A 26,476-nucleotide genomic window follows, 5' to 3' on the forward strand; every position below is an offset into this window, starting at 1 on the left:
TTCTGCTTGCCAAGAACAGTCTCATCGATGACGTCTACATCACGCTGGACTACGCGAAAACCTTGCCGTGCGCGGTGAGTGGGCGCTCATCCCCGGCCATCCGGCGAACACGGCAACCTCTCCGCTGTATGTCGCGCTGCTCGGGTTCGTCACGTTCCTGACCCGGATTTCCGGCTCGGCACATCCGGTTTTCGCGCTGGGGGTGGTGTACGTGCTTGCCGGGGCCGTGTTCGGCTGGGGGTGGGCACGGCTGCGGCTTCCTGTGTCCCGTGGGGCATGGCCCCCGGGGCAAGCCCACGGATCCCCTCTGTCGGGATCGTGCTGGTGCTGCTGAATCCGCTCGTGTTGTCCGCCATCGGCCTGGAGATCCCGCTGATTCCGGCGGCGCTGGTGCTGCTGGTCGTGTTCGCGACCGAGCGCAGACCGGTCACGTTCGGTTTCGCCGCGGGCCTTGCCGTCCTGACCCGGCTTGACCTGGCGATCTTCGTGCTGATCGCCGGTGCGACGCTGGGCCGGGGCGCGGCCCGGGCCGTGGGCCCAGGGCTGCTGGTCACGCTGCCGTGGCATGTCTTCAACTGGCTGGTGTTCGGCTCGGCGGTGCCGGACACGCTGGTGATCAAGCAGTTGCAGCGGAGCTTCGGCGGCGCCGGTTACTTCATGACCGGGTTCGACCAGATGTGGGGGAGCGACCCGAGGACCGTGCTCACGTTCCTGCCCGCCGGACTCGGCCTGGTGGCCCTGTTCGGGTGGCAGTTGTCCGGCGGATTCGGGCCGATCGGTGCACTCGGTGTCGGTGGAATCCTTTATTACGTCGTGTATTCCCTGCTCGGCGTTCCGCCCTACCACTGGTATTACGCGCCTCCACTGGTGGCGCTCACCATCTCCGGAACGGAGATCTTCGCGCGTTTTGCCGAAGATTGGCGAGGCGTGCGCGTTCCCGCTCTCGTGCTCGTTCCACTGCTGGTAATCGGTTATTTTCCGCATTCGTGGGACGCGGCATGCCGTGGACTTCGCCGCCGTTTTTCGGCAACTGGGCCAGCGCCGCCGACTACGCCAGAGTCGGCCGGGAGCTCGCCGCGAGAATCGGTGCCGCCCCGGTCGGCGCACCCGGCGAGATCGGCACGCTCGCGTACTTCTGCGACTGCACCATCGTCGACGGATTCTCCGACCCCGGGCTACTGGGCCGGCAGATCGACGAGCGAATCGAGCAGGCCGGGCCGGTCACCGGCGCTCTGCTCCGCCTCAATTACGCCCGTTTTGACCGATTGCGCCCACCCATCAAGATCGCCTACCAGCTCCGTTACGGGTCCGGTCCCGGGGAATGGACGGTCCACTCCGCGGCAAAAGGTGTCGGTCATTTCACACCGGAACCGGTGCGCTAAGGTCTGCTCGCTCGCGAGAGCAGGAGAATCCGGATCCGAGTTGTTCCTTCGGAATGCCGTGTTCGGAATCTGGCCGGCTAACGTCGATGTCGTAGAGTGTGGTCGTCTGGTCGAGGTGACGACGGTAGCCGAGTACAACGGGCACACCTGCCCGGGGCTTTCACTCGAACGGCTGAACCGATCTCGGTTTGCGGAACGTGTCGGCGGGGGTCATGATATCGCGCAGGAGGGCCCGCGATGAGTTACCCCCTGTACAGACGCGGCGCGTTCGCGCTGCTGGACGGCTCGTCCTACCCGATTTCGTACACGGTCGGTGAGGACTACGTCTACTTCTCCGACGGGGAGCCGAGGTCGGTCGACAAGTGCGAGCGCGTCTTCTCGGTGCAGGTCTACGCCACCTACCGGGACCACAAGGTGCTCGTGGACGACGTCGACATCACCGGCATGGCCCGGGTCATGGAAGCCGAGTGGGACGCCGGCTGGGCTACCGAAAACGGGTTCGTGCACGAGAGCGCCAACGAGTACTTCAAGACCGTCGACCTACGTGACCTGCGGAACTATTACGAGAAGCAGAACGACCTGCTCTTCGCCCGCTGGCGGGCCACCCATTTCGTCCGCTTTGTCGAGGAACACCCGGGCGAGAGCGACTGGATCGACAGCGCGTCCGCTGTCTTCGACGGGCGACCCCGATCGGGTGTTCTGTCGACCGAGGACGGCCGGATGGCCGCGGTGACCACGCGTGCCGAGTACCTCGGATATCCGTGCGAGATCGCGGGAATCGCGGCCGACGGCTCGGTCGGCATCTACTCGCTGGGCGCTGACGAGTCCCGGGCGGAGGCTGACGGTTTCACCCTCGCCAAGAACGGCCGATGGATGAAGGCGGTGCACATCTACGACCTGGCCCGCTACCACGAGCACCACGCCGACCTGCTGTTCGACCAGTGGCGCGAATCAACCGTCTACTGACGGGTAGTGGCCCGAACCACGCGCAGATTGGCGAGCGGGTCGCGCAGCAGTAACGACGAGCCGTCGGCGAAGTCGACTCGGATGACCTGTTCGGGTGGAATACTCCGGCCCACGTAGGGCGCCGAGTAGCCCCGGACCCGGCCGATGTCGAGTTCGGAGAACGTCATGAAGAGCGGTTCGCCTGGGCCTGGGGGGTGGAACAGCTTGGTCGTGTAGATGACGGCGGCCCGCCGGTTGGTCAAGGCCAGTCGCGCCTCACCGCGGCTGTGCGCGAAATGGTCGCCGAAGGCGACGGCGTGCTGGCTCGCGTGTTGTGCGAGCACGAAAAATGCCACGGTGGGGTCGTCGGCCCAGTCCTCGTCTCCGACCCCGTCGGCGGGCAGCGGCCACCGGCACGGACCACTGTCCAGTGCCGGCACCTTACCGATCGGCTCGTGTGGCAGTCTGGTTTCGGATCCGATCCGCGCTCGCACGTATCCACGGATCGGCGCACAACCGAAGAGCAGCCGCTCGCCCGGCCGCACCCAGTGCCGCGGCAATTCCCTTTCGACGATCTCGTCATCCTGCTCGGCAACGCTGATCGCCATCAGTCACCTCCGTGACTCAGCGTCGCCATTCGCTGGAATACCGCAGGGTCGTCCGTCCGCAACACGAAGTCCAGTCCAGAACCGTCCACGAACGACATTCGAAAGCACGGGCGGGAGCGTAGCTTCGCGCGCCGCTCGGCGACCGCGGCACCGGCGATCTCCGCGCGCGAGAATCGCAGCCGGATCTGCCTGTCGGGCCTGGCGACGGGTTGCCCTTCGAGGTTCGGGCCGTAGGTCCTGGAGCGGTCGGTGGCGATATTGACAACCCCCTTTCCGAACTCCAGGGCAGCCTTGAGCAAACCGGTCTTCTCTGATTTGTGGCTTGCCGCGGCCGCCGCCAGGCGAGGACCGAGTACGGCCAGCCGATTTGAGCTGAGCGCCCACAGCCATTGTCCCGGTTTGCCGGCCGACCCCAGCGTCTTGATGCGTTCGTGTGCGAGGCATCCGGACGCCTGGCCGAACACGATGACGTCAGCTGGTGGTGGTTTGTCCGGCGAACTGTCGTCGCCTCCGACGAGCGCTTCGAAGAGGAAATCTCCCGCGAAGCCACCGACCGCCCGGAGCCCACGGTTGAGCATGCCCCTGCTCGGCTCGCCGAGCGCGTCAAGCCCCTCGATGTCGTAGTAGAACACTCCACCGGAAGCTGCCCACAACAAATGCTCACCAGGCTCGGCAAGCAGGGGACGGACGACCGCCGCCGGCCCAAGGTAACCGGAGAAGTTCATTCGAGAGTGAACCCTCGCTGCTCCGTCTCACGGCGTTCCTCTTCCGAGGACGGGTCCTGCGCCTCGTTGTAGCCGTATTTGATGCCTTGTTCCATCGCCAGCCCTGGCGCGTTCTCCATGATGCCCTTGGTGGCTGCTGTCGGGACGTGCGAGGTGCCGCTCATCCCAGCCAGCCGCAGGCCCGCCTCGGTGAGGTTCGTGGTGAGTGCGGGCGCGCCTTCGCCGTCGACACCGAACCGCTTGGCGAACCGGTTGCCGGTCTTGGACGCCATGGTCTCCGGGTCGGCTTTGGTGAGGATCTTGGCCAGTGGGTTCCCGTCGATCTTTCGGCCGAGCCATTTCTGGGCCATGTTGCCGTCGCGCAGGCCCTCCATCCGCTCGACTGCCTGCTTGAGGGGACCCTGCCGCAGCTTGACCAGAAACTTTTCCAGCTCCTCGATCAACGGCTTGAGCTTGCCGAGCAACTGCTTGACCTTCAGACCCAGCCGACCGCCGGTGACGGCGACCTCCCCTGTGGTCGCGGCGCCGGCCGCGCCCACGGACGCTCCGGCCGTGATCCACGAAGCGGCCAGTGCGGCCAGCCATTCGATGATCAGGCCCATCACGAGTTCCTGGATGATGTCGACGCAGATCTCCACGAACGCGTCGAACAGGTCGGCCGCGACTTCCAGGATCTGCTGCACACCGCGGATGTCGTTCGCCAGGGCGCCCGAGCCGTCGGCGAACTCGGTCATCTGCCTGCGGAACGCGTCACCGCCCTGGCCCTGCCACGGCTCCTTGGTGGCCTCGGCACGGCCTTTCTCGTGCTCGGCGACGCCGTCGAGCCACTTGGCGACCTGCTGCCAGCCCTGCGCGGTGCTGCGCATCTGCTCCGGGTCGCCGATCGCCGGCTCGAGCACGAACTCGACCAGCGGGCTGATCACGATGCTGATCAGGAAGCCGAGACCGTTGTCCAGGAACGACTGGCCGGGGCTGGTGAGCAACTGGAGCTGTTCCATCCGGGCGTTGACGGCGGCGATGGCGACGTCCGGTGGGCTGCTTGCCCGGCTCACGTCGCCGGCGGTGCTGACCCACGAACTGCCGTAGCCGGCGTTCTGCTCGAAGTCGCCCTTCCGCTGGGAATCACCCGCGCTGTTGAGGTCGGTCAGACTGCCGGGACCGCCACCCGCCGCGTCGGCGAGGTCCTGGAACTTGCCCAGCGCGTCGGCGGTCTGCGTCTCGTGCTCGCCGTACAGCCGCGCGGCCGTGGCGGTCTTCTCGGCGATCTGCTCCAGGAAGTCCTTGGCCTGGCTGGCCAGGTTCTGGCATTCCTCGAGCCCCTCGAAGTACTTGAAGGCCATCAGCTCGCCGATGGGGCCGAAGCAGTCGTCGCTCACCCTGGCCTGTTCCAGCAGGTTCGCGAGGCTGCCGAAGTGCCCGGCCGTCTGCTCGGAACCCTGGCTGTGCGCCACCAGCGCACCGGTCTGGACCTGGTACCCGGTCATCCCCTCACCTCAAGATCGGTCCGCCGAAGTCGTCGTCTTCGACTTCTCCCGAGGGTGTCCGGTTCCGTGATGTTCTGACCGGAATGGGTGAGTTGGGCGGTGGGGTGCCGGTCGATGGCTCGGCCGGCCCGACTTGCGGAACGTGCGCCTCGAAGGCGTCCCTGAACTGCTTGGCGCGGTCACCGAGCAGCGGCTGGACGGTCTCCTGCAGGGCCGCCGCCGCCTGCTGCGTGGCCTGCCGGATGGCGCCCAGGATGTCCTGCTGGAGCTGCGTGTGCGAACGGCGCATCGCCGCGGGCGTGAGCTGGAGTCCGAGCACCGCGCCCGACGGGGCCACCGTCACGGTGACCGAACCGTCCGCGCTGCTGCCCTGGCCGCGCAGCTCGCCGATCTTGTCCTTGAGCTCCGCGGCCTTGGCCGCCTGCTGCTGAAAGGCCCGCATGGCCTGTTCGAGCCGTGCTTCGTGCGCCGCCACGGAAACCTCCCCCTTGGGTCAAGCGGATGCCAAGGGAGAGTAAAGCATGGGGGTGCGACAGGTTGGGGTCAGATGGGCAGTTTGCGGAAGATCGGCCGGGGCACGTGCCGCAGGATCGACATGACCACGCGGAACGGGGCGGGCGCCCACACCAGTTCCCTGCCCTTGCGCACCGCGTCCACCGCGATTCCGGCGACCTGCTCGGCGGTCTGCTCCAGCGGTGCCTTGCCCATGCCCTCGGTCATCTTGGTCCGGACCTGACCGGGCCGCACCACGGTGACCTTGACCCCGTGCGGACGCAGCGCTTCGCCGAGGCCCAGGTAGAAGCCGTCGAATCCGGCCTTGGTCGAGCCGTAGACGAAGTTCGAGCGGCGGACCCGCTCGCCGGCCACCGAAGACAACGCGATCACCGCGCCGTGTGCCTGCTTCTTGAGCTTCTCCGCCAGCGCCACGCCGACCGAAACCGCGGCCGTGTAGTTCACCGTCGCCAGCTCGACGGCCTTGCCGTGGTCCTGCCAGGCTTCCTCGGCGTCACCGAGCAAGCCGAACGCGACCACCGTGACGTCGATGTCGCCACCGGAGAACGCGCGCTCGATCACCGCCGGATGCGACTCCGTGTCCCGGGCATCGAAGTCCATTTCGGACACTTCGGCGCCCGCCGCGCGCAGCCGCTCCGCCGACAGCTTCCGGCGCTCCGACGGCCGGGCCGCCAGCACGACCTTGACCGGGCGCTCGGCCAGGTACTTCTCGGCGATCGCCAGCGCGATGTCCGAGGTGCCGCCGAGTAGCAGCAGCGACTGGGGGTTTCCTACCGCGTCGATCACAGCTCGAGCCTCCGGCTCATGTCTGAGGCGAAAACGCCTTCGGGGTCAACGGAGTGGCGGATCTTGCGCCATTCGTCCAGGCGCGAGTACATCTTCGCGAACTGTTCGGCGTCGGTGCGCGAGTCCTTGGCCGTGTACAGCCGGCCGCCCATCTCCAACACCCTCGCGTCCAGCTCCCGGCAGAACCTGCCGAGACCGTTCTTGATCGGGAAATCGACGCAGATGTTCCAGCCCGGCATCGGGAAGGAAAGCGGCGCACGATTGCCCTCGCCGAACTTCTTGATCACGTTCAGGAAGGACACATGCCCTGATTCCGCGATGTGCCGGACGATGCGCCGGAACTCGTCCTCGGCAGCGAGCGGCACGATGAACTGGTACTGCAGGAATCCCTTCGAGCCGTAGGCGCGGTTCCATTCACCGAACAGATCCAGCGGGTGATAGAACTGCGTCAGGTTCTGGATCTTGCCGTGCGCCTGTTTGGGCGTCTTGCGGTAGTACAGCTCGCCGATCATTCCGAAGGTCAGCTTGTTCGCCAGCCCGTTCGGGAAGACGTCCGGCAGGGTCGCGAGTTGCGGTGCGTCGAACCTGAGCGGGTTCGCCCGGAGTCTTGGCGGCAGTTGCTCGAGTGTGGCCAGCGATCCGCGGCCGAAGGCGGCCCGGCCGAGCTTCGGCCCGGTGGAGATCGAGTCGAACCACGCCGACGAGTAGGTGTACTTCTCGTCGGAGCCGTTGCTGAACAGTTCGATCGTCTCGTCCAGGTTCTCGGTCCGGTCGAGGTCGGCGATGAAGTACGCGGTTTCGGTCCTGGTCATCCGGATCGTCGCGCGCAGGATGATGCCGGTGAGGCCGATGCCGCCGACGGTCGCCCAGAACAGGTCCGACTCGGGCCCGTCCGGGGTAAGCGTGCGAACCTGACCGTCCGCGGTGAGCAGGTCCATCGACACCACATGGTTGCCGAAGCTGCCCTCGCTGTGGTGATTCTTGCCATGAATGTCGTTGGCGATGGCGCCACCCACCGTGACCTGGCGCGTACCGGGCAGGACCGGGACCCACAAACCGTGCGGCAGGGCCGCCTTCATCAGGTGGTCCAGGTCGACGCCGGCGTCCAGGGCGACGAGCCCGCTGTCCGGGTCGATCGAGCGGATCTTGTTCAGCGCGGTCATGTCGATCACCAGGCCGCCCGCGTTCTGCGCGGGGTCGCCGTAGGACCGGCCGAGCCCGCGCGCGATCACGCCGCGTTCGCCGGCCTGGGCCACCGCCCTGGCGATGGTTTCCACGTCGGGAGTGCTCAGCACGTCTGCGATGGTCGGGGCGGTCCGGCCCCAACCGGCCAGTGTCCGCCGCTCGGTATGCGGTGTCGCGTTCACCCGAACCAGGGTAACCATGCCCGCGCGGACGCCGATGCCGGTCTCTTCTAGACTTTCCCGGTCCGCGAATTCCCGGCCGGTGAGGTAGTTCAAGTGGTGTCTACGGAACCGCAGGAGTCGAAGCAGGCCGCTGTCGCAGCGCCGGGCCTGATCGGTCAGCTGCTGCGTTTCGCGCTGATCGGTGGCTTCTGCGCGTTGCTCGATTACGGCACGTATACCGGCGAGCGGGCGTTGGGCATGGATTCCTCGCCCTGGGTGAACGTCGCGCGAGCGATCAGTTTCATCGTGGGGACGACGACCGCCTATTTTCTTAACCGGAGATTCACATTCTCCGCTGGAGTCAAGCAGGGCAAGGGCCAGATCGGCGGTTTCGTGCTGCTCTACACCGTGACCTTCTTCGTCGCGGTCGGCATGAACGCGCTGATGCTGCAGGTGCTGCCGCAGGCGGGCTGGCAGCCGACCGGGGCCTGGGTGATCTCGCAGGGCACCGCGACGGCCATCAACTTCGTGATGTTGAAATGGGTCGTGTTCCGCGAGCCGAAGCTGGAGGAGAAGACACCATAATGGCCGGACGGGCGACGAGCACCAGGGCGAAGACCACTGCCGCGAAGAAGGAGCAGACGACGTTCTCCGAACACACTCCGCACGGCAGGCTGACCGCGCAGCGGGGCCTCTTCGCCGGCCCGTCGCCGGTGGTGCCGAAGGACCTCTACGCGGAAGTCCTCGACGGTGTCGTCACCCGTAAGCGGGACACCGTCGTCCTGGAGCAGTCCGCGAAGGTGTCCGGTAACACCTATTTCGGCCGGTTCCCGGCAAGCTACTGGCAGCGGTGGACCACGGCGCGTGAAGTCAGGCTGGAACTGGTGGTCTCCGGTTCCGGGCTGCTCGCGCTGCGCGCATCCGATGTCGAGGGCGAGCCCCGCACGGTCGCCGCCCAGGAGGTCGAGGGCGCCGAACTGGCCGTCGTGGCGCTGGATGCCAAGATCGACAAGTTCTTCGACGGCGGCGCGCTGTGGCTGGACCTCGAGACCGAGGCGGACCAGCGGCTGACCGTGGAACAGGTGCGGTGGACCGTCGAGCCGCCGGAGAAGATCCGCCCGACGGCGGTCACCATCTGCACCATGAACCGCGCCGACGACTGCCTCGGCAACCTCCGCGCGCTGGCCGCCGACCTGCCGTCGCTGGACACCCTGGACGCGATCTACGTCGCCGACCAGGGCACCGACCTGGTCTCCTCGCGTGACGGCTTCCCGCAGGTGGCCAAGGAACTCGGCGACAAGCTGCACTACGTCACCCAGCCGAACCTCGGCGGGGCCGGCGGCTTCACCCGTGGCCTCTACGAGGTGGCCGGGCACACCCAGACCGAGCACGCCAACGTTTTGTTCATGGACGACGACGTGCTCCTCGAACCCGACCTGATCATCCGGCTGACCGCGTTCGCCAACCGCGCTGCCAACCCGATCATCGTCGGCGGCCAGATGCTCAACCTGCTGCACCCGCACCAGTTGCACGTCGGCGCGGAGTACGCGCGGTTGAACTCGCTGGAGCCCGGCCTGCCGGTGGAGCACAGCCTGAAGACCGCGGACCTGCTGGGTGTGGACGAGGAGACCGGCAAGCCGAACCGCCAGGAGCGGCGCCTCGACGCCGGGTACAACGGCTGGTGGTCGTGCCTGATCCCGTACGAGGTGGTCAAGGCCGTCGGCTACCCGCTCCCGTTCTTCTTCCAGTGGGACGACGCCGAGTACAGCTACCGCGCGCGCGGCCAGGGGTTCCCCACCGTCACGCTTCCGGGCGCCGGCGTGTGGCACGCCGACTTCTTCTGGAAGGACTGGGACGAGTGGCACCGGTACTTCAACCTGCGCAACTCGATCATCACCGCGGCCCTGCACAGTGACTTCAACCTCAACCTGCTGTGCCGGGTGCTGACCGCCCAGCTGGTGCGGTACCTGCTCGGCATGCAGTACGGCCTGTCGCACACGCTGATCAAGGCGATCGAGGACTTTCTCGAGGGCCCGGAGGTCCTGCGCGACGGCGGGGTCGCGGCGATGAAGGAGATTCGCGAACTCCGCTCGCGGTACCCGGAGACCAAGAAGCACGACGCCACGGACGTGCCGGGTATCGCCTCGAACGACATCGGCATCATCAACACCGCGCCACGGCCGCTCTTCCAGCGTGTCGTCCTGCTCAAGCGGGTCGTCGACCGGCTGCGCGGCCGGTCGCGGTTCGCCCTCGGCGCGATCCCGCTCGACGAGGCGCACTGGTGGCACGTCGGCCTGTTCTCCACCGCCGTGGTCACCGACGCCAACCAGGAGGGCGTGCGGGTGCGCAAGTACGACCGTGACCGCATGTTCAAGCTCGGCAAGCACGGTCTGCGCGTGATCAACCGGCTCCGCAAGGAAGGCCGCGCCGTCCAGGCCCAGTACCGCCGAGCCCTGCCGGAACTCACCAGCCGCGAGAACTGGAAGCGTCTCTACGAACTCTGACCCGCCAGCGCGCGAGTCCCACATTCCCGTCGTGTGAGTTCCGCATTCGTAACCGCGAGTGCGGGACTCACACGCGTCTTGCCGAAACCGGCCGCGGTGTCCGCCGGCGCTGGTTAGACTCGCGGCGAGGCACGTTTTCCGACCGGGGTGGGGGCAGGTAGATGAGGGGCTAGCGCAGCCCGAACACCTTGCCCCGGCGTTGCAGGTCCTCGACGTAGGCCGCGGCGACATGGGCGAAGTTGATGACGACCTTGGTGTCCTCTTTGGTCTGTACGGCTTCGACGGAGCCGTGTTCGAGCAGCAGGTGTAGTTTCTTCGCGAGCTCGTCGGCTTCTTCGTCACCCAGGGTGAACACCAGGGGTTCGCCACCGGTGGCGAGGTGGAGGACGAGGGCTGGTTTGGTTTCGGACATGGTTCCAGCACACCAGGGCACGATCTTGCCCGGCAAGCGGGTTCGCTGAAAGCAGAGGAGGGGGAGACGCCGGTGGGATACTCGTTCTCGGTGTCGTTGACGGCGGTGGACGTGCTGTTCGAACACCTGAAACTGGGCCGCACGCCGACGCCGTTCGAGGTGCCGCACATCGGTACTACCTTCGAACAGCGGGCACAGGTGCGGGAGGCGGTGTTCCGGGATCTCGAGGGGCGTCGCCTGATCAACCGCGGCCGCCTCGACGCCGACGCCGAACTGGCTCTGCGGACCTTCGCCGATTCGCCGGTCGCCGTCACCGCGGTCGCCCAGCTCGACGACGGCAGGCCGTTGTTCGCGCGGGTGGCGTCGAACGGGCAGTACGCGGTCGTGGTCCGCCAGGACGAGAACATGCTGGTCTTCAACGATGTCCGGCCGACCTCGATCGTGCCGAGCATCGTCGATCTGCTTCCCTCGACACCTCCGGCGGCGGGCCAGTCGGTGACGGTGTCCAAGCCGGCGCCGCGGAGTCGTCAGCCCCGCGGCGACGACTCGTACGACCCGTTCGCGACCGTCTCGCGGCCCCGGTCCACCGCACCGGCACAGTTGCGCATGGTGGAACGGATCTTCCAGAAACCGAAGTTGCGCATCGGCCAGTTCAGCGTGTTCGTCGGCGGCCGTCCGCTCACCCCGACGGTCTGGTTCGACACACCCGACGGCCGCTACTTCGTCACGTCACGGGAGGCCGAGGACGGGCAGAGTTGGCTTACCTACGCACCCGCGGACAATGCCCGCATCACCCAGCACCTGTTCGGCCAGCTCCAGAGCTACGCGAGGTAACGGGATTCAAAAGGGCCTGGGTCGTGATCATTTCACCGGCACGAGCGAGTCGTACCCATTCCCGATCCAACTGGGGCCGGTAGCCGGCCAGTACGGGCCGGTGGCGGGCGGTTCTTTCGTGTAAACGACGGCGTATTCCACCTTCGTCGGCTCGATGTTCTTGTCGAGGAACAGGAAGTTGAGGTCGAGCAGCGCGCGGGTGATCGCGCCGGAGCGCTGTTCCTGCTGTTTGAGGATGGAAACGGCGATACCTCGGTCGGACAGTTCGTCGAGGAGTTCACACTCACAGAAGTAGGCGATTGTCCCGACTTCTCCCGGCGAGCGCACCGGATGGCCACCTACCAGCGGCCGTATGCCGATGCCTACGGCCGCATATTCGGCCGGAAGGGCGGCATTGCCGTTGTAGGCCGCTTGCTTCCAGGGAATACCGTGATGGAGGTCGTAGCCCGCTTGCCCGACCACCAGCACGGCCACGATGGCCACGACGACCTGCCCAGGCAACCAACGGTTCTTGGCCAGGTCATGAGCGTGCGCGGCGAACAGGCCAACGGAAAGCGAGAGAAGGTACGTCAGCGAAATGATGGTCCAGCTGTAGTACCAATGGAAAAGGGGAGCCTTCAATACCGAGTACATGGCGTAGTGCAGGACGCCGGCCAGCCCGAGTAGGACCACTGGCCGAAAACCGGGCCGAGACGCCACTACGGTTCGGTTGCGGAACCAGGCCGCGAAGCAGCAGACAAGTGCCACGACGCCCAAGACAGCGGGCACAAAAGACAGGATGGCCAGGGCAGGAAAGCCGCGGAACATGTTGAACGGGCCCTTGGCGAAGGCCCAGTCGGGGTTGCCGGCGCTCAGACTCGCCTTGATCAGCAGAGTGTCCGGAACGGCGGAGCCGAGCACCACCCAACTCCAGGTGAACCACGGCAGTGCGACCGCGATCGAGGCGAGCACGATTTTCCACCACGCGTGCCGCAGCCGGCTGAATCCGAGGAACAACACGATGGCGAAGATGACGAGGTCGACCCGGGTGAGCACGAGCAGTCCGGCGAAGGCACCGAACAGGACGGGCCGGGCCTCGACCGTGGCCATCAGGAGTATCGCCAGTACCGCGCCGCTGAGCGCGATTTCCAGCCCAACGGCAGAGTTCAGCAGGGGATTGAAAACCACGAGCGCGCTACCGAGCAGTGCGCTCCAGGCCGGTAGCCGGAGTATCCGGGTAACCCGTAACAGGCCGAACGCCATTGTCATGTGCGACAGGATGAACAGCACACCGAGCGCCACGACCGGCTGCCTGGTCACCGTTGTGAGCAAACCTTGCACCAACACGTTGAGCGGCGACGTGGCGGTGTTCGCGGTATGCCCCGGCGTCAATCCCCAGTGCAGATGGAGGCCGAAGTTCCGCGCATAGCTCAGCGTGATGTAGGCATCGTCGACGATGCTGGTCCGGATCAACAGGAACATACAGGTGGCGCCGAGACCGACGACGCCGACGAGCAGGTGACTTCCATGGCGCCGGGAAGAACTGGAAACAGCCGATCGAGTGGAAGCCGCGATACTCACAGAACCGACCGGGGAAATTCCGGTTGTGGATCGAACCGCACGCCGCGGAGCAACGCCTTGATCGCGCGCAGGCGTAGCCGCCGCGACACGTGACCTTCGCTCATCATCCGGAGCAGCCGGCGGCCGAACGCGAGAAACGCGACGAACCCCTCGTGGTGCAGGCGGTAGGACGCCTCGTTACGGATACCGTATTCGTATTTCCACAAATTGTCGGCGTTGATCTGCCCGAAGTTGACGCCGCGGTTGGCGGCAAGGTCGTGGACGACCGTGCTGTCGAGCACTTGCACGCCCGGCCCGGCGCCGCTGATCCGCAACGTGTACTCCATGTCGTCGAACCAGATGAAGTACTCCTTGAGCGGCAACCCGAAACGGGTTATCGCCCACCGGGGGATCAGCACGGACACGAAGGAGCAATGATTTACGAGCACCATCTGGTGGCCGCGGGCGAGCAGCCTGCCCCAGTCCCACGCCGTGCCGGGGTTGTTCATCTCACAGATGCCACCGTCGGTCCAGAGCACCACCGAGCACGCGAACGAGGGTGGAAAGCCCATTTGGTTCTCTGCCGTGTTCAGGCCCCTGACAAGCGCTTGCAGTGCCTCGGCGTCGGGGTAGCAGTCGTCGTCCATGATCCAGACGAAGTCCGCGCCCAGTTCGTATGCCTTGGTCATGCCGGCCGAGAACCCACCCGCGCCACCGCTGTTTTCCGGCAGCCGCAGGACCTCCACGGAACCGTCGGCCACGAACGGGTTCAGCAGCTCGGGGGTGTTGTCCGTGGACGCGTTGTCCACCACGATCACCCAGTCCGGGCGTCGAGCCTGCGCGAGCACGTGCTTGATGACGGTTGCCAGCTTGGCTGCGCGGTTGTAGGTCACGATGACCGCGGCGACGCTGTTCACGACCGGCCCCAATCGCGGTAGGTCTTCTGGGCCCACGCCTTCGCATGGGGCAGTTGCTTGAGTGCGCCGGCCTTCGCGGCCTGCTCGTCGAACCAGCCCTTGTACTGCGCGGGTGAATCAGCCATCTCACGGATGCGGCTTGCGGCGGCAGCGACGAACTTGTACGGGTGGCGTGGGCAGAGCAGGTCGTCCGCGACGATCGAGGCCTGGGACCCGACGTCTGTCGAAACGACCGGGATGCCGGCCGCCGTCGCCTCGAAGGAGGTGAGCGAGAGGCCTTCGTTCTCCGAGGTGATCACGAGGACATCGGACTCGGCGAGGGTGGCCCGGACCGGCCGGTCCGGCCCGCGCAGGTCGAGCACGCCGGACAACCCGTACCTGGTGCGCAGCGCCTGAACTTCGCCGGCGAGCTCGCCGTCGCCGTGCATGACAAAGCGCATCCGGCCGGCGGTGGCCTTGTGCAGTTCCGTCGCAAGTTTCAAGAAGAGGTATGGCCGTTTTTGCTGGTGGAATCGTCCGACATAGCACACCGTGAACGAACCGGATGCCCGCCGCTCACCCGCGCTCACGCTACGGGGAAGACTTTCCGTGGTGAGGTTGGCCAACGTTGCCAGCGTTACCTTCGCGCTGGAAATCCCGTGCTTGCCGGTGAGGTAGTCCCTCAGCGCGGGAGAGATGACATGGTGCTCGTCGATCAGGTCCGACATGCACACGGCGTGGTCGACGAATCCGCCGGTGCGCCATTCCAGGATGTGCAGCGAGTCGACGACGGGAACGTCGGGCCGGACCGACTTGATCCACGGCAGCCGGTCGTACAGCCACGTGTTGTGGTGTACGTGAATGCCGCGCACGTCATAGGCGGCGAACACCCCGGACAGGAAGGCGCCGTCGTGCCCGAGCGTGATCGGGTGAGTCATCGGCACGATCACGGCGCCGTCGAACTCCGGACGGGTAATCCACGGGTGCGGGGAGGCGCGATCGGTCACCACGATGGGGACGAGCCCGGCGTCCTTGGCCAACTGGATGCAGTCCAGCGCCCACCGTTCGGCACCACCCAGTTCAAGCCAGTGCAGGCCGAACAGGACGGCAGGCACGGAGCCGGTTGTCGGCGCGGCGATCGGCCGGGTGAGATCGACTGGTCTTCGCCGTGGCAGTGGCTTCGACTTCGATCTGCGTTCCTCGACGTCCGTCCGAGTCTGCCGCAGGAAGTCGTATTCGATCGGCCGCAGGAATCGTGCGGCACGACGCACCGTGCCGAGTGGACCGTCGAGCTGTGCCCACTTGTCAATCGGCTCAGCGCCCCCGCCGATGTCGATGACCAAATCCATCACCCCGCCGGGGGCCGGGTCGCTGGCTCCCGGCACGGCACTGCGGACAATCAGGGTGGCGACGGCGTTGCGGTCCGGCAGCCAGCCGATGTGACGGCAGTGGTCCGCGGTGAGCGAAGGGTAGCTGTTGGCCGGACCCCGCACCACGGTCAAGCGGATTGTGCGGCCCGGGTAGACGAACGAGTAGTAGTTGGCAGAGCCGATGACGAGCCTGCGCTCGCGCTCATCGAGGTTGCCGTCGCCATCGATGCCGACGTCGACGTCGTCAAGCAGCTCGAATGGACCGGCCATGAGCCGAGAAACCAATCCAGTCACCTCATCCCCACGAGGACCATGCCGACCCGCCACGTGCGGGGGCAAGACGCATCGACGGTGAACAAAAAGTAGCAGGTGCGCCGGGGACATCTGTCAGGGATGTGAGGTTCAGCCACAAGCACCGAGGTCATCTCCTGTTGATCTCGTTTCAGTTTTGCCGATGCAGGGCGCCGCGACCACCCACGGATGGGGTGACCCTCAGATCCGGAAGAACCTCTCCTTGCGGCCCTGCTGGACCAGTCGCAGCCACTGGAGGAACGCCTTCGGATCGCGCTTGACGGCGAGGAAGTACAGCCCGAAACGGGCGACCTCCAGCGCGCCGATCTTGCGCATGCCTGGCTGTGACAGCAGGTACCCGCGGTTGCGGTAGGTGTAGTACCGCTTCACCTCGTTTTCCGGGTCCTGCGCGTGGAACCGTCCGCCCAGCATCGGTTTGAACTCGTCCGAGCCGTCCGGGTGCAGGTAGGCGACCTTCAGCGAGGTGCCGAACGGCAGGCCCGAGCGCACCAGCCGGCGGTGCAACTCGACCTCGTCGCCGCGGACGAACAGTCGCAGGTCCGGCACGCCGACCACGTCCAAAGTGGAGGCACGGAACAGTGCCCCGTTGAACAGTGAGGCGATTCCGGGCAGGAAGTCGGTACCCAGTTCGGCCGCCGAGCGCTTCCAGGTCAGGCCGCGCCGCAGCGGGAAGGCGAGTTTCGCGGGGCTGTCGATGTTGGTCACCATCGGGGAGATCTCGGCCAGTCCGCGCTTTTCGGCCTCTTCCAGCAGGACGGCCAGCACGTTCTCGTCCGCGGGCCGTCCGTCGTCGTCGGCGAGCCACACCCAGCCCGCGCCCAGGGTCAGCGCGTGCAGCATGCCCAGGGCGAAGCCGCCCGCGCCACCCAGGTTGTGGTGGGACGGCAGGTACGTGTACGGCAACGCGACGGACTCGACGACGTCGCGGGCAGGCTGGTCCGGTCCGTTGTCGACCACGATGAGGTGGTCGACCGGTCGGGACTGGGCCGCGATGACCTTGAGCGATTCCGCGAGCAGCTCACGCCGGTGCCGCGTGACCACCACGGCGGCGACGGCACCCGGACCCAGCGGCGCCTGCTCCGGAAGGGTCGTCATGTCACTCCCCGTTGACCGCGACCGCAGGCTCGGCCCCGAGTCGCTTGGCGGTTTCCGCGCTCATGTTCTCGTATGGGTCCCGGCCCTTGTACGCGGTCAGGACTTCACGCAGCGAACCGTTCATCTTCATCCGGCCCTCGTCCATCCAGATGGCCGTCGTGCACAGCTCCATGAGGAGGTCGTCGGCGTGCGAGGCGAAGACCAGCATGCCGGAGCGGTTCACCAGGTCGACCAGCCGGTCGCGAGCCTTGTTCAGAAACGCCGCGTCCACCGCGCCGATGCCCTCGTCCAGGATCAGGATCTCCGGGTCGATGGTGGTGACCACGCCGAGCGCGAGGCGCACCCGCATACCGGTCGAGTAGGTCCTCAGCGGCATCGACAGGTAGTCGCCGAGCTCGGTGAAGTCCGCGATGTCGTCGACCCGCCTCTCCATCTGCTTGCGGGTCATGCCGAGGAACAGGCCACGGATCATGATGTTCTCGTAGCCGGAGATCTCCGGGTCCATGCCGATCCCGAGGTCGAAGACCGGCGCCACCTTGCCGATGACACGGGCGGAGCCGCGAGTCGGTTCGTAGATGCCGGACAGCAGGCGCAGCAGGGTCGACTTGCCGGCGCCGTTGTGTCCGACCAGGCCGACCCGGTCACCGTCGGAGAGCGACAGCGACACGTCCTGTAGCGCCTCGATGATCGGCACCTTGCTGTCCGTGCCGATCTTGCCGCCGACCTTGCCGAGCACGCGCTTCTTCAACGACCTGGTCTTCGCGTCGAAGATCGGGAAGTCGACGTAGGCGTTGCTTACCTCAATGCTGACCATTTGCTCAATCACACCCAGTAGGAGACGCGGGCCCGGTAGTTGCGCATCACGACGAGCGCGAGCAGCCAGCCGACGACCGTGATTCCGCCGACGACCACCCAACTGCCGATGCTCACCGCCTGCCCGATCAAGGGCGCGCGCAGGATCTGCACGAAGTGGTAGAAGGGGTTGAGGTGCAGGATCGGCACCACCCACCTGGCCAGCTCGGCGCGTGCCCCGTGCCCGTACAGTTGGTCGATCGGCCAGACGATCGGGGTCATGTAGAACAGCAACTGGATCAGCGAGTTGATCAGCTGTGGCAGGTCCCGGTAGCGGGTGGAGATGACGCCCAGCAGCATGGTCACCCAGCACGCGTTGACCGCGAGCAGAAAGAACGCCGGGATGGCGCTCAGCGAGTACCAGCCCAGGCCGGGGTGGCAGATGATCGTCTCGCTCCCGCACGTCACGTTGTTGAGGTCATAGTGGTGGCTCAGGCTGGGGGAGAAGATCGCGACGATGAGCACCACGACGATGATGTTGTGGCCGAACATGATCGTCTGCCGCCACACCGTGCGCAGCACGTACACCGTCAACGGAGCCCGGATCTGCTTGATCAGACCCTCGTTCGCGATGAACGTCTCCATACCCTCGGACAGGCAGCCCGCGATGAAACCCCAGACGATGAAACCGGTCGCGATATAGGGCAGGAACGTCGAGATGTGCAGGCCGAAGAGCGTCGAGTACAGCACGCCCAGCCCGAGTGAGATGACGCCCTGGCTGATGGTGATCCAGAACGGTCCGATCACCGAGCGGCGGTACCGCTGCTTGATGTCCTGCCAACCCAGGTGGCCCCACAGCTCCTGCTGCCGGAAGCCATCCTTGATGTCCGCGACGGCGCGCGTGAAGCTGCGGCTGTTCGGCGACGGTGGGTTCGGCATCGCTTCTGGGGCGAGGTCGGTGTTCTCGACCGTGCTCGTGGCTTGCACCTGCTCAGGGTAGCGACCGTGAACTTTCGGTGGTGCCCAGGGCTTGACCATGCCGGATCGGGTGTACTCGGGACTGACGAGGTGACCAGCGAGAACAGGGCGGATAGCCTCATCCGCAGTTCATTCGCGGTGATCACCGCTGGTTTCCTCAAGCGTGGAAGCAGGTGCGGACAGGCATCGCCGAAAGACGCGAGTTCGGTGCCGGGCTGCTCGCGCAGAGGACCTTTGTTCCGCGCGCGGTCCTTTCTCGCCCCGGAAGGGATGTATGCCCGGCCCCAAGGCGGGCGCGGCGGTTGAGGAACGCGACCGTATCGTCGTCGAGCCCCATGCTTTCGTCACGACCAACACCTGTTTCGGGCGGTTCCCCGCGAGCTACTGGCAGCGCTGGACGGAGATCGGCGAGGTCACGATCGAGGCCGTGGTCACGGGTTCCGGAAAGCTGCTTGTGGGCGCTTCGGACAGCTTGGGCGACCAGCGGGTGGTGGCCAGCGAGACCACGTGCGGCGCCGTTGGGCGGACCTTCACCGCCCCATCGACCGGTTCGTCGACGGTGGAGCGCTCTGGCTGGACATCGAGACCGCCGAGCACCAGTTGACCGTCGAACGGGTGCGCTGGCTGGTGAACACCAAGGCGATCAAGGACTTCCTGCGCGGCCCGGAGGTCCTGGCCGACGGCGGCGCCCAAGTGGTGCCCGCGGTGCGCAAGGTGCGTGCGGAGTACCCGGAGACGCACGTCGTCCCGGCCGCGATCGCCGGGGTGCCCGCGGATCAGGTACCGATCGTGCGCCCCGCCGCCACCCCGTCCGTGCCACGGCTGGTGCTGATCAAGCGGTTGCTCAACCAGCTGCGGAATGCCACGGGCGATGGTGCGGCGATCCGCGCGGGCAGTGAGCACTGGTGGCACGTTTCGCCGTTCCGGACCGCGATGATCACCGACCCGTCGCGGACCGGGGTTCGGGTGCGCAAGCGGGACAGAGACCTGCTGTGCCGGCTCGGCAAGGACGGCGCGAAGGGTTCTGTGGCGGCGGTTCCGTGACGGTGACGAGGTGGTGCGCCGCTGGCAGGCCGCCGAGCCGAAGCTGACCAGCAAGGAGAACCGGGAACGCCTCTTCGGCACCCGGTGACCGCGGGTTCGGCCCGAGACCACCTCGGCCCGAGACCACCCCGGGCCGAACCCGCGGACACGTCAGAGGTACTGACCGGTCCCGCTGATTCCCGGGGCGTGGTGGTCCGCACCTTGGCCGGCCGAAGTGCCCGGCGGAAGCCCGCGGCGCATCTGCTCCAGCTGCACGCGCGCGGCCATCTGCTGCGCGAACAACGCGGTCTGGATGCCGTGGAACAGTCCCTCCAGCCAGCCGACCAGTTGAGCCTGCGCGATCCGCAGTTCGGCGTCGGACGGTGTGGAGTCTTCGGTGAACGGCCGGACCAGGCGCTCCAGCTCATCCTGTAACTCGGGCGCCAGCGCCTGCTCCAGCTCCTTGACCGAGGTCTCGTGAATCTCGCGTAAGCGGTTCCGGCTCGCGTCGTCGAGCGGTGCGGTGCGAACCTCCTCGAGCAGTTGCTTGATCATGGTGCCGATCCGCATCACCTTCGCCGGCTCTTCGACGAGGTCGCCGACCGACTCCTTCGACTCCTCCTCACTAGGCGAGATCCGCGCAGTGCCTACCGGCGATCCGTCCGGGCCGACCACCACCATGTGGTGGGCTTGCTCATCCGGACGGCGGTTGTCATTGCTGGGCTCGGTCATGCCGCCAGCCTAGCGGCCCCGGCTCGGCGGGGTTTCGTGTCCGAAGCAACTTCTGCCCGAGTTCAGCCGAACCCCGAAAACGCAGCACAACGGCCGCTCCGTACGGTGTGCCCATGGCGTTCGACGTCGCTCGAATTCGTGGGTTGTTCCCCGCGCTGGGTGACGGCTGGATCCACTTCGACGGCCCTACCGGAATGCTGGTGCCCGAGCAGGTGGCCTCGGCCGTGTCGACGGCGATGCGGGCCCCGGTTTCGGCACCCGGTGGCGCGTTTCCGGCTTCGCAGCGCGCGGAGAGCATAGTGACCGCGGCTCGGCGGGCGGTGGCCGATCTCGTCGGCACGGACCCGGCCGGTGTCGTGCTGGGACCGAACGCCGCGGTGCTGTTGCAACGGCTCGCCGACGCGATGGCAGACGGCTGGACCCTGGGGGACGAGGTCGTGGTGTCGCGGCTCGACGAGCAGGCGAACCTGGCGCCGTGGCAGCGCGCCGCCAAGCGGGTCGGGGCGGTGCTCCGCTGGGGTGAAATCGACATCGAGACCTGCGAGCTGCCCGCCTGGCAGTACGAGAGCCTGGTCAACCATCACACGAAGGTGGTCGCGGTGACCGCGGCGTCCGGCTCGGTCGGCACCCGGCCGGACGTGCCGACGATCGTGGAACTCGCCAAGCGGGTCGGCGCGGCGGTGGTGGTGGACGCCAGCTACGCCGCTCCGTTCGTGCCGCTGGACCTGCGGGAGCTCGGCGCGGACGTGCTCGTCGTTTCGGCACAGGCGTGGGGTGGGCCTTCGGTCGGCGCGCTGGCCTTCCGGGACCCGGAGATGCTGGAGCGGCTGCTCTCGGCGTCGCTGGAGCTGGGCGTGCGGGGGCCGGCGCGGCTGGAGCTCGGGCCGCACCCGTACCCACTGCTGGCCGGGCTCGTGGCGTCGATCGACTACCTGGCCGGTCTCGACGACGCCGCGACCGGGTCCCGGCGCGAGCGGCTGGTCACCTCGCTGGGCTCGGCCAAGTCCTACCACGCCGGGTTGCTGGCGCAGTTGAGCACCGAGCTCCGGTCTCTGCCGCACATCATGGTGATCGGTGACGCGATGCGCCGGATCCCGGCCGTCGCCTTCACCGTGACCGCCAAGAAGGCGTCCGAAGTCGCGGAATACCTCGCCTCCCAGGGCCTGTGCGCGTTCGCGGACGAGGGCACCGGCGGTGTGTTCGCCGCGCTCGGGGTGGGCGAGGTCGGCGGCGCGGTACGCATCGGCCTCGCCCACTACTCGAACATCTTCGAGGTCAACCAGCTCGTGCGAGTCCTGGAGGAACTCAGGTAGCGGAGCGCGTTGTCAGCAGGACCTTGCCGAACACGCCGCCTTCCTCGAGTGCGCGGTGCGCGTTGGCCGCCTCGGCGAGCGGGACGACCTGGCCGATGATCGGCCGCACCGAACCGTCCTCGACCAGCGGCCACAGGCCCGCACGCACGGCCGCGACGATCCGGCCCTTGTCCTCGACCGGGCGAGCGCGCAGGGTGGTCGCGGAGATGCGGCCTCGTTTGCCGATCAGCTTGCCGATGTTCAGCTCGCCCTTGATACCGCCCTGCATGCCGATGATCGCCAGCCGCCCGCCGGTGGCCAGCGCGGACACGTTGCGGTCCAAATAGGACGCTCCCATGTTGTCGAGGATGACGTCCGCGCCCTGGGTCTGTTTCTTCAGCTCGGCGACGAAGTCCTGCTCGCGGTAGTTGATCGCGATGTCCGCGCCGAGCTGGCGGCACCGTTCGAGCCGATCTTCCGAGCCCGCGGTGACCGCGACGGTCGCACCGAGCGCCTTGCCGACCTGGATCGCGTGGGTGCCGATGCCGCCCGCACCGCCGTGTACCAGCAGCACCTCGCCCTCGCTCAGGCCCGCGTCCAGCACGACGTTGGACCACACCGTGCAAGCGACCTCGGGCAGCGCGGCGGACGTGATCACGTCGATCTCACCGGGCACCGGGAGCAGTTGCACCGCAGGGACCACGACCTTTTCCGCGTAGCCGCCGCCCGAGAGCAGAGCGCACACCTCGTCGCCGACCTGCCAGCCTTCGACACCCTCGCCGACCTCGGTGATCGTGCCGGAACACTCCAGGCCGAGAATCTCGCTGGCGCCGGGCGGTGGCGGGTAGTGGCCCTGACGTTGCAGCAGATCGGCCCGGTTGACCGTGCTGGCCGTGGTCTCGACGAGCACTTCGCCGGGGCCGGGGACCGGATCGGGGACCTCGGTCCAGTCAAGGACCTCCGGGGCGCCCGGTTGGCTGATCTTGATCGCGTGCATGGGCAGACCCTATCGCGGTACGACGAACGGCCCTTGTGCTCGATGTCGGTATTCCGAAGTATTTGCGAACATGTCAACTTGGGGAAGAAGATCCGGTTTGGTGTTTTCACTCGCGGCCGCGCTGGCGTCGGTTTCCATACCGGCCCTCGCGGCCGATTCGCTTCCGGGCCAACTGGTCCAGAAGGTGAACGTGACGAGCGTCAACCGGCATCTGGTCGCATTGCAACGAATCGCCGACAACTCGTTGGGCACGCGGGCCGCCAGCACCGTCGGCCACGCCAAGTCCGCGGAGTACATCGCCGGGAAGCTGGAGGCCGCCGGGTTCGACGTGACCAGGCAGGAGTTCCCGTTCACCTACACCCAGACCATCGCCCAGAAGGCGACCGTGGACGGCACCGACGTACCGGTCATTGCGATGACCTACAGCCCGAACACGCCCGAGGGCGGCATTACCGCGCCGCTGGCCGTCATCCCCGCCGACGACACACCCGGCTGCGAGGCGACCGACTACGCCGACGTGACCGGCAAGATCGTGCTGGTCCAGCGGGGCGCGTGCACCTTCGCGCAGAAGCAGCAGGTGGCGGCCAAGGCGGGCGCGGTCGGGGCGCTGATCTACAACAACACCGACGGGAACCTCAACGGAACGCTCGGCGACCCGGCCAGCGGCAAGATTCCGACCGGCGGCATCACGAAGGCCGCGGGCGAGAAGTACTCCACCAGCTACAACGGGGTTCCGGTGACGCTGGACCTCCGGCAGCTTCAGGAAGAGCGGACCACGTACAACGTGATCGCCGAGACCAGAACCGGCCGCAAGGACAACGTCGTGATGGCCGGCGCCCACCTCGACAGCGTGCCGGACGGGCCGGGCATCAATGACAACGGCACCGGGTCGGCCACGCTGCTGGAAGTCGCGTTGCGGCTCGGCAGCGCCCCGAAGATCAACAACGCGGTCCGGTTCGGGTGGTGGAGCGCGGAGGAGTTCGGGCTCATCGGGTCGACGTACTACGTGGATTCGCTGAGCTTCGAGCAGCAGCTCGACCTCGCGCTGTACCTGAACTTCGACATGATCGGCTCGCCGAACGCCGCCTACTTCGCCTATGACGGGGACAACTCCGACAGCGTCGGGGCGGGCCCTGGCCCGTTCGGTTCGGCGCAGATCGAAAAGACGCTGACGGACTACCTCACGTCGCGCGGTATCGCGACCGAGGGCACCGATTTCGACGGCCGGTCCGACTACGGCGAGTTCATCTCCGTCGGCATTCCCGCCGGCGGTCTGTACACCGGCGCCGAGAAGATCAAGACCGACGCACAGGTGGCGAAATGGGGCGGCACGGCAGGCGTCGCGTACGACGCCTGCTACCACCAGGCCTGTGACAACCTCGGCAACATCGACCGGGTGGCCCTGGACAACAACGCCGACGCGGTCGCCTTCGCCATCGGCACCTATGCGGTGAGCACCCAGACGGTCAACGGGGTGACGCCCACCAGCGCCACCGCCAAGAAGCCGGCCAGACTGCACACGCTCAAGGCCGCCTCGACGGAGGCGCCCGCCGCGTAACCGGCCGATCCGGGTAGGGCGTCTCTCTGCACCGGGGGGCGCCCTACCCGAGGTCCTTGGCGCCGAAGGTGTCGCAGCGGGCCGGGTCGCCGGTCGAGTAGCCGGTGTTGAACCACTTCTCCCGTTGGGCCGAGGTGCCGTGGGTGAACTGGGAAGTGTCCACCCTGCCGTTGCCGAGGTTTTTCTGGATGTAGTCGTCACCGATGCGCGAAGCGGTGTCCAGCGCGCGGTTGACGTCGTCCTGGGTGACGTTGGTGATCAGCGGTTTGCCGCTGGACGCGGGGGTGGTAGTGGCGTGCTTGCCCCACACCCCGGCGTAGCAGTCGGCCTGGAGCTCGAGGCGCACCGATCCGGAGGTCGGGCCGGTGCCGTTGCCGACCCGGGAGGACGCGCCGAGCAGGTTCTGCACGTGGTGGCCGTACTCATGGGCGAGCACGTAGGCCTCGGCGAAGGTCCCGCCCTGCGCGCCGAAGCGTGTGCGCAGCTCGGAGAAGAAGGAGAGGTCGATGTAAACCTCGGAGTCGGCGGGGCAGTAGAACGGTCCGGTGTCGGAGGTGGCGCTCCCGCAGCCGGTGCGCACGCCGCCGTTGAAGAAGTTCGTGGTCGCCTTGCGGTAGGTCTTGCCGGAGCGGGCGAACTGGTCACTCCAGTAGTCCTGGATCGAGTTGATGATCGCGACCACCGCGCAGTCGTGGTTGCGGTTGGCGTCGGCGCCGGTGCGGCACTCCTGCGAGAGCGAGCTGTTGTCCACCTGCTGCCCGGAGCCGAGGCCGGTCAGCCCGGCACTTCCGCTGGTGTGCACGCCGCCGAACTGGCTCAGCAGGAAGTAGATGACGACACCCACCACCCCCAGCCCACCACCCCCGAGCGCGACCCGTCCGCCGATGCCCCCACCGCCGCCGCGCAGGTCGGACACCTCGGAAGTGTCGAGCCCGGCGTCTTCGTCGAACCTCATGCCGGATGACTCCCTCGTACACGAGCCTGGGTGCGGCACCTGCGGGAGCCGCACCCAGGATTACCGAGGTTGTCATTGTAGTTGGCGGTTGACTGCCCTCCCGGGTCGGCGAGACACGCCGCCGATACGGGCACGGAGACCGCATCGATGCCGACGTCAGACTGTCGCCGCTATGCGCGAGAGGTTGTCGAGCGCATGGTGTTGACACCCGTGCTGCTCACAGTCGCGGCCGGATCGCGCTTATCGCACCCCGACCGTGGGTACACAGCCGACAGTCAACCGCGGGGGACCATCGCCATTGAACCACCTTCCCTTTCCCGGCGGACCGACCCGCCCGGGTAGTCCTGCCGATAGCAATCATGGTCCGCTTTTCTCGCCGAACTCTCAACCAATTCGTTATCCCTCTTCCGGGGATATTTCCTGGCCACGGATAGGGTGCGGTCATGGGCGAAGTGCGGTGGCTGAGTGAGCCGGAGATGGGTGCGTGGCGTTCCTACATCGTCGCCACCCTGCGCCTCCGCCAGCGCCTGCACCGCGAACTGGCCGAGGCGCACGACGTGTCGCTGAGTGACTACGAGGTGCTGGTGTGCCTGAACGCCACCGACGACAACCGGATCCGGATGTCGGAACTGGCGGTCATGCTCGGCTCGACCAAGAGCCGCCTGTCCCACCAGATCGGCCGGATGGAGGCGGAGGGGTTCGTGCGGCGCGTCCCGGACCCCGAGGACCGGCGCGGCGTGGTGGCCGAACTGACCGCGACCGGCAAGCAGCTCCTCGAGGACGCCGCCCCCACCCACGTCGAAGGCGTGCGGAGTCACCTGATCGACCACCTCTCCACCGAGGAGCAGGCCGTGCTGGCGACCGCGTTCTCCCGGGTCCTGGACCATCTGACCGAGGTGGGCGAGTAACCTGTCGGCCACGGGAAGCGTGGCAGAGCGGCCGAATGCACTCGCCTTGAAAGCGAGCGTGGGGCAACCCACCGGGGGTTCAAATCCCTCCGCTTCCGCTCCCTGACCAGGGGATATGCCGGGTAAGGAATTGTCACTCACCCCGGCATATCCCCGGCAGGGTTGCAATTCGGGTTGCAGTCGTACCCGTCAGACGGGCACCGGTTGGGCCGCCGGACCGTCTTCGCCGTCGTCGTCTTCGGCCTGGTCAGCCCAGAAGAGGTCCCCGATTTGATCGGCGATCGACGTCATGAGTTCGGTCGTCATGTGCTGGTATCGCGACGTCATGCTGACGTGGCTCCACCCCATGACTTCCATGACGGCCCGGCCGGGCACACCCAACACGAGCAGCATGGTTGCGGCCGTGTGCCGGGCATCGTGTAGCCGAGCATCCCGCACTCCTGCGGCCTTCAGCAGCGCTTTCCACTCCTCGTGGTCGGTGCGCGGGTGC

General features: G+C 66.9%; 28 protein-coding genes and 1 tRNA gene. 12 read left to right on the forward strand and 17 right to left on the reverse strand.

The features are described 5' to 3' along the window. The first annotated feature begins 67 nt into the window (after nucleotides 1–67). The 3 genes from VJT49_RS24120 to VJT49_RS24130 all read left to right on the forward strand — a co-directional run bounded on the left by VJT49_RS24120 (nucleotide 68) and on the right by VJT49_RS24130 (nucleotide 2,348). Nucleotides 68–334 carry a hypothetical protein gene (locus VJT49_RS24120; RefSeq protein ID WP_324167172.1) on the forward strand — a complete coding sequence of 89 codons (267 nt, stop codon included), beginning with the start codon at nucleotides 68–70 and terminating at the stop codon, nucleotides 332–334. Nucleotides 335–986: 652 nt separating this feature from the next. Further along, entirely contained in the window at nucleotides 987–1,382 is a 396-nt protein-coding gene (locus VJT49_RS24125; protein ID WP_324167173.1) for a hypothetical protein, read from the forward strand. A 237-nt stretch (nucleotides 1,383–1,619) separates the two neighbouring features. Then, a complete protein-coding gene (locus VJT49_RS24130) occupies nucleotides 1,620–2,348 on the forward strand; it encodes a hypothetical protein (RefSeq protein WP_324167174.1) in 729 nt (242 codons plus the stop codon). Here VJT49_RS24130 and VJT49_RS24135 read toward each other — a convergent pair. From VJT49_RS24135 to VJT49_RS24160, 6 genes are all read right to left on the reverse strand, one after another. After that, the gene (locus tag VJT49_RS24135) at nucleotides 2,342–2,935 is read right to left on the reverse strand and encodes a hypothetical protein (protein WP_324167175.1); all 594 of its coding nucleotides are present in this window, start codon (nucleotides 2,933–2,935) and stop codon (nucleotides 2,342–2,344) included. The genes VJT49_RS24130 and VJT49_RS24135 overlap by 7 nt on opposite strands. Further along, complete coding sequence (locus VJT49_RS24140) at nucleotides 2,935–3,660, reverse strand: hypothetical protein (RefSeq protein WP_324167176.1); 726 nt, start codon at nucleotides 3,658–3,660, stop codon at nucleotides 2,935–2,937. The genes VJT49_RS24135 and VJT49_RS24140 overlap by 1 nt, the downstream gene beginning before the upstream one ends. After that, on the reverse strand, nucleotides 3,657–5,144 hold the full coding sequence (locus VJT49_RS24145) for a WXG100 family type VII secretion target (protein ID WP_324167177.1): 1,488 nt from the start codon (nucleotides 5,142–5,144) through the stop codon (nucleotides 3,657–3,659). The genes VJT49_RS24140 and VJT49_RS24145 overlap by 4 nt, the downstream gene beginning before the upstream one ends. A gap of 4 nt (nucleotides 5,145–5,148) precedes the next feature. Next, nucleotides 5,149–5,619, reverse strand: coding sequence for a YbaB/EbfC family nucleoid-associated protein (locus VJT49_RS24150; RefSeq protein ID WP_324167178.1), 471 nt, complete (start codon nucleotides 5,617–5,619; stop codon nucleotides 5,149–5,151). 68 nt (nucleotides 5,620–5,687) lie between these two features. Then, nucleotides 5,688–6,443: a decaprenylphospho-beta-D-erythro-pentofuranosid-2-ulose 2-reductase gene (locus tag VJT49_RS24155; protein WP_324167179.1), complete on the reverse strand. Its 756-nt coding sequence runs from the start codon at nucleotides 6,441–6,443 to the stop codon at nucleotides 5,688–5,690. Further along, complete coding sequence (locus VJT49_RS24160; RefSeq protein ID WP_324167211.1) at nucleotides 6,440–7,828, reverse strand: FAD-binding oxidoreductase; 1,389 nt, start codon at nucleotides 7,826–7,828, stop codon at nucleotides 6,440–6,442. The genes VJT49_RS24155 and VJT49_RS24160 overlap by 4 nt, the downstream gene beginning before the upstream one ends. A 75-nt stretch (nucleotides 7,829–7,903) precedes the next feature. Here VJT49_RS24160 and VJT49_RS24165 point away from each other — a divergent pair, with 75 nt between their 5' ends. Together VJT49_RS24165 and VJT49_RS24170 are read left to right on the forward strand one after the other, a co-directional pair. Beyond that, nucleotides 7,904–8,374: a GtrA family protein gene (locus VJT49_RS24165; RefSeq protein WP_324167180.1), complete on the forward strand. Its 471-nt coding sequence runs from the start codon at nucleotides 7,904–7,906 to the stop codon at nucleotides 8,372–8,374. Then, nucleotides 8,374–10,293, forward strand: a complete 1,920-nt coding sequence (locus VJT49_RS24170; RefSeq protein WP_324167181.1) for a glycosyltransferase — start codon at nucleotides 8,374–8,376, stop codon at nucleotides 10,291–10,293. Before VJT49_RS24165 ends, VJT49_RS24170 begins: the two co-directional genes overlap by 1 nt. A 169-nt stretch (nucleotides 10,294–10,462) precedes the next feature. Here the strand turns inward: VJT49_RS24170 and VJT49_RS24175 are convergent, their stop codons facing one another. Continuing rightward, a complete protein-coding gene (locus VJT49_RS24175; protein ID WP_324167182.1) occupies nucleotides 10,463–10,705 on the reverse strand; it encodes a hypothetical protein in 243 nt (80 codons plus the stop codon). Between the two features lie 72 nt (nucleotides 10,706–10,777). On the opposite strand from VJT49_RS24175, the gene VJT49_RS24180 reads away from it, so the two are divergent. Then, nucleotides 10,778–11,539: an ESX secretion-associated protein EspG gene (locus VJT49_RS24180; protein ID WP_324167183.1), complete on the forward strand. Its 762-nt coding sequence runs from the start codon at nucleotides 10,778–10,780 to the stop codon at nucleotides 11,537–11,539. 27 nt (nucleotides 11,540–11,566) lie between these two features. Here VJT49_RS24180 and VJT49_RS24185 read toward each other — a convergent pair whose 3' ends face one another. The 6 genes from VJT49_RS24185 to VJT49_RS24210 form a co-directional block, all read right to left on the reverse strand. Beyond that, complete coding sequence (locus VJT49_RS24185) at nucleotides 11,567–13,099, reverse strand: hypothetical protein (RefSeq protein WP_324167184.1); 1,533 nt, start codon at nucleotides 13,097–13,099, stop codon at nucleotides 11,567–11,569. Continuing rightward, nucleotides 13,096–13,995, reverse strand: coding sequence for a glycosyltransferase family 2 protein (locus VJT49_RS24190; protein ID WP_324167185.1), 900 nt, complete (start codon nucleotides 13,993–13,995; stop codon nucleotides 13,096–13,098). Before VJT49_RS24190 ends, VJT49_RS24185 begins: the two co-directional genes overlap by 4 nt. Further along, on the reverse strand, nucleotides 13,992–15,614 hold the full coding sequence (locus VJT49_RS24195) for a glycosyltransferase (protein ID WP_324167186.1): 1,623 nt from the start codon (nucleotides 15,612–15,614) through the stop codon (nucleotides 13,992–13,994). The genes VJT49_RS24190 and VJT49_RS24195 overlap by 4 nt, the downstream gene beginning before the upstream one ends. A 222-nt stretch (nucleotides 15,615–15,836) precedes the next feature. After that, entirely contained in the window at nucleotides 15,837–16,751 is a 915-nt protein-coding gene (locus tag VJT49_RS24200; protein WP_324167188.1) for a glycosyltransferase family 2 protein, read from the reverse strand. Between the two features lies 1 nt (nucleotide 16,752). Then, nucleotides 16,753–17,565: an ABC transporter ATP-binding protein gene (locus tag VJT49_RS24205; protein ID WP_324167189.1), complete on the reverse strand. Its 813-nt coding sequence runs from the start codon at nucleotides 17,563–17,565 to the stop codon at nucleotides 16,753–16,755. A gap of 8 nt (nucleotides 17,566–17,573) precedes the next feature. Continuing rightward, on the reverse strand, nucleotides 17,574–18,530 hold the full coding sequence (locus VJT49_RS24210) for an ABC transporter permease (RefSeq protein ID WP_324167190.1): 957 nt from the start codon (nucleotides 18,528–18,530) through the stop codon (nucleotides 17,574–17,576). 265 nt (nucleotides 18,531–18,795) lie between these two features. On the opposite strand from VJT49_RS24210, the gene VJT49_RS35420 reads away from it, so the two are divergent. After that, nucleotides 18,796–19,125 (forward strand): hypothetical protein, encoded by a 330-nt coding sequence (locus VJT49_RS35420; protein ID WP_414636083.1) that lies wholly within the window; start codon nucleotides 18,796–18,798, stop codon nucleotides 19,123–19,125. After that, nucleotides 19,029–19,565 carry a hypothetical protein gene (locus tag VJT49_RS24215; protein ID WP_324167191.1) on the forward strand — a complete coding sequence of 179 codons (537 nt, stop codon included), beginning with the start codon at nucleotides 19,029–19,031 and terminating at the stop codon, nucleotides 19,563–19,565. The genes VJT49_RS35420 and VJT49_RS24215 overlap by 97 nt, the downstream gene beginning before the upstream one ends. A 150-nt stretch (nucleotides 19,566–19,715) precedes the next feature. Here VJT49_RS24215 and VJT49_RS24220 read toward each other — a convergent pair whose 3' ends face one another. Further along, nucleotides 19,716–20,276, reverse strand: a complete 561-nt coding sequence (locus tag VJT49_RS24220) for a bacterial proteasome activator family protein (RefSeq protein WP_324167192.1) — start codon at nucleotides 20,274–20,276, stop codon at nucleotides 19,716–19,718. Between the two features lie 113 nt (nucleotides 20,277–20,389). Here VJT49_RS24220 and VJT49_RS24225 point away from each other — a divergent pair, with 113 nt between their 5' ends. After that, the gene (locus VJT49_RS24225) at nucleotides 20,390–21,589 is read left to right on the forward strand and encodes a cysteine desulfurase-like protein (RefSeq protein WP_324167193.1); all 1,200 of its coding nucleotides are present in this window, start codon (nucleotides 20,390–20,392) and stop codon (nucleotides 21,587–21,589) included. On the opposite strand, the gene VJT49_RS24230 is transcribed toward VJT49_RS24225, so the two are convergent. Then, nucleotides 21,582–22,565 (reverse strand): NAD(P)H-quinone oxidoreductase, encoded by a 984-nt coding sequence (locus VJT49_RS24230; RefSeq protein WP_324167194.1) that lies wholly within the window; start codon nucleotides 22,563–22,565, stop codon nucleotides 21,582–21,584. The two genes, VJT49_RS24225 and VJT49_RS24230, sit on opposite strands and share 8 nt — an antisense overlap. A 70-nt stretch (nucleotides 22,566–22,635) precedes the next feature. On the opposite strand from VJT49_RS24230, the gene VJT49_RS24235 reads away from it, so the two are divergent. Continuing rightward, nucleotides 22,636–24,123 (forward strand): M28 family metallopeptidase, encoded by a 1,488-nt coding sequence (locus tag VJT49_RS24235; protein WP_414636084.1) that lies wholly within the window; start codon nucleotides 22,636–22,638, stop codon nucleotides 24,121–24,123. Between the two features lie 43 nt (nucleotides 24,124–24,166). Here the strand turns inward: VJT49_RS24235 and ypfJ are convergent, their stop codons facing one another. Next, on the reverse strand, nucleotides 24,167–25,078 hold the full coding sequence (gene ypfJ / locus VJT49_RS24240; RefSeq protein ID WP_324167195.1) for a neutral zinc metallopeptidase: 912 nt from the start codon (nucleotides 25,076–25,078) through the stop codon (nucleotides 24,167–24,169). Nucleotides 25,079–25,521: 443 nt separating this feature from the next. On the opposite strand from ypfJ, the gene VJT49_RS24245 reads away from it, so the two are divergent. Together VJT49_RS24245 and VJT49_RS24250 are read left to right on the forward strand one after the other, a co-directional pair. Then, on the forward strand, nucleotides 25,522–25,986 hold the full coding sequence (locus VJT49_RS24245) for a MarR family winged helix-turn-helix transcriptional regulator (RefSeq protein ID WP_324167196.1): 465 nt from the start codon (nucleotides 25,522–25,524) through the stop codon (nucleotides 25,984–25,986). Between the two features lie 13 nt (nucleotides 25,987–25,999). Continuing rightward, nucleotides 26,000–26,084: transfer RNA gene (locus VJT49_RS24250), tRNA-Ser, on the forward strand. A 91-nt stretch (nucleotides 26,085–26,175) separates the two neighbouring features. Here the strand turns inward: VJT49_RS24250 and VJT49_RS24255 are convergent. Continuing rightward, nucleotides 26,176–26,476 (reverse strand): tyrosine-type recombinase/integrase (locus tag VJT49_RS24255; RefSeq protein WP_324167197.1); only part of this gene is annotated, 301 nt, incomplete at its 5' end.

The sequence above is a fragment of the Amycolatopsis sp. genome, assembly GCF_035276945.1.
GTDB lineage: Bacteria > Actinomycetota > Actinomycetes > Mycobacteriales > Pseudonocardiaceae > Amycolatopsis_E.

Bases quoted from the DNA above. Each gene is read 5' to 3' on its own strand.
- VJT49_RS24245 (WP_324167196.1), top strand. From the start codon at position 25,522: ATGGGCGAAGTGCGGTGGCTGAGTGAGCCGGAGATGGGTGCGTGGCGT.
- VJT49_RS24160 (WP_324167211.1), bottom strand. From the start codon at position 7,828: ATGGTTACCCTGGTTCGGGTGAACGCGACACCGCATACCGAGCGGCGG.
- VJT49_RS24200 (WP_324167188.1), bottom strand. From the start codon at position 16,751: ATGACGACCCTTCCGGAGCAGGCGCCGCTGGGTCCGGGTGCCGTCGCC.
- VJT49_RS24170 (WP_324167181.1), top strand. From the start codon at position 8,374: ATGGCCGGACGGGCGACGAGCACCAGGGCGAAGACCACTGCCGCGAAG.
- VJT49_RS24135 (WP_324167175.1), bottom strand. From the start codon at position 2,935: ATGGCGATCAGCGTTGCCGAGCAGGATGACGAGATCGTCGAAAGGGAA.
- VJT49_RS35420 (WP_414636083.1), top strand. From the start codon at position 18,796: ATGCCCGGCCCCAAGGCGGGCGCGGCGGTTGAGGAACGCGACCGTATC.
- ypfJ (WP_324167195.1), bottom strand. From the start codon at position 25,078: ATGAGGTTCGACGAAGACGCCGGGCTCGACACTTCCGAGGTGTCCGAC.
- VJT49_RS24220 (WP_324167192.1), bottom strand. From the start codon at position 20,276: ATGACCGAGCCCAGCAATGACAACCGCCGTCCGGATGAGCAAGCCCAC.
- VJT49_RS24235 (WP_414636084.1), top strand. From the start codon at position 22,636: ATGTCAACTTGGGGAAGAAGATCCGGTTTGGTGTTTTCACTCGCGGCC.
- VJT49_RS24130 (WP_324167174.1), top strand. From the start codon at position 1,620: ATGAGTTACCCCCTGTACAGACGCGGCGCGTTCGCGCTGCTGGACGGC.
- VJT49_RS24205 (WP_324167189.1), bottom strand. From the start codon at position 17,565: ATGGTCAGCATTGAGGTAAGCAACGCCTACGTCGACTTCCCGATCTTC.
- VJT49_RS24225 (WP_324167193.1), top strand. From the start codon at position 20,390: ATGGCGTTCGACGTCGCTCGAATTCGTGGGTTGTTCCCCGCGCTGGGT.
- VJT49_RS24145 (WP_324167177.1), bottom strand. From the start codon at position 5,144: ATGACCGGGTACCAGGTCCAGACCGGTGCGCTGGTGGCGCACAGCCAG.
- VJT49_RS24195 (WP_324167186.1), bottom strand. From the start codon at position 15,614: ATGGCCGGTCCATTCGAGCTGCTTGACGACGTCGACGTCGGCATCGAT.
- VJT49_RS24230 (WP_324167194.1), bottom strand. From the start codon at position 22,565: ATGCACGCGATCAAGATCAGCCAACCGGGCGCCCCGGAGGTCCTTGAC.
- VJT49_RS24140 (WP_324167176.1), bottom strand. From the start codon at position 3,660: ATGAACTTCTCCGGTTACCTTGGGCCGGCGGCGGTCGTCCGTCCCCTG.
- VJT49_RS24175 (WP_324167182.1), bottom strand. From the start codon at position 10,705: ATGTCCGAAACCAAACCAGCCCTCGTCCTCCACCTCGCCACCGGTGGC.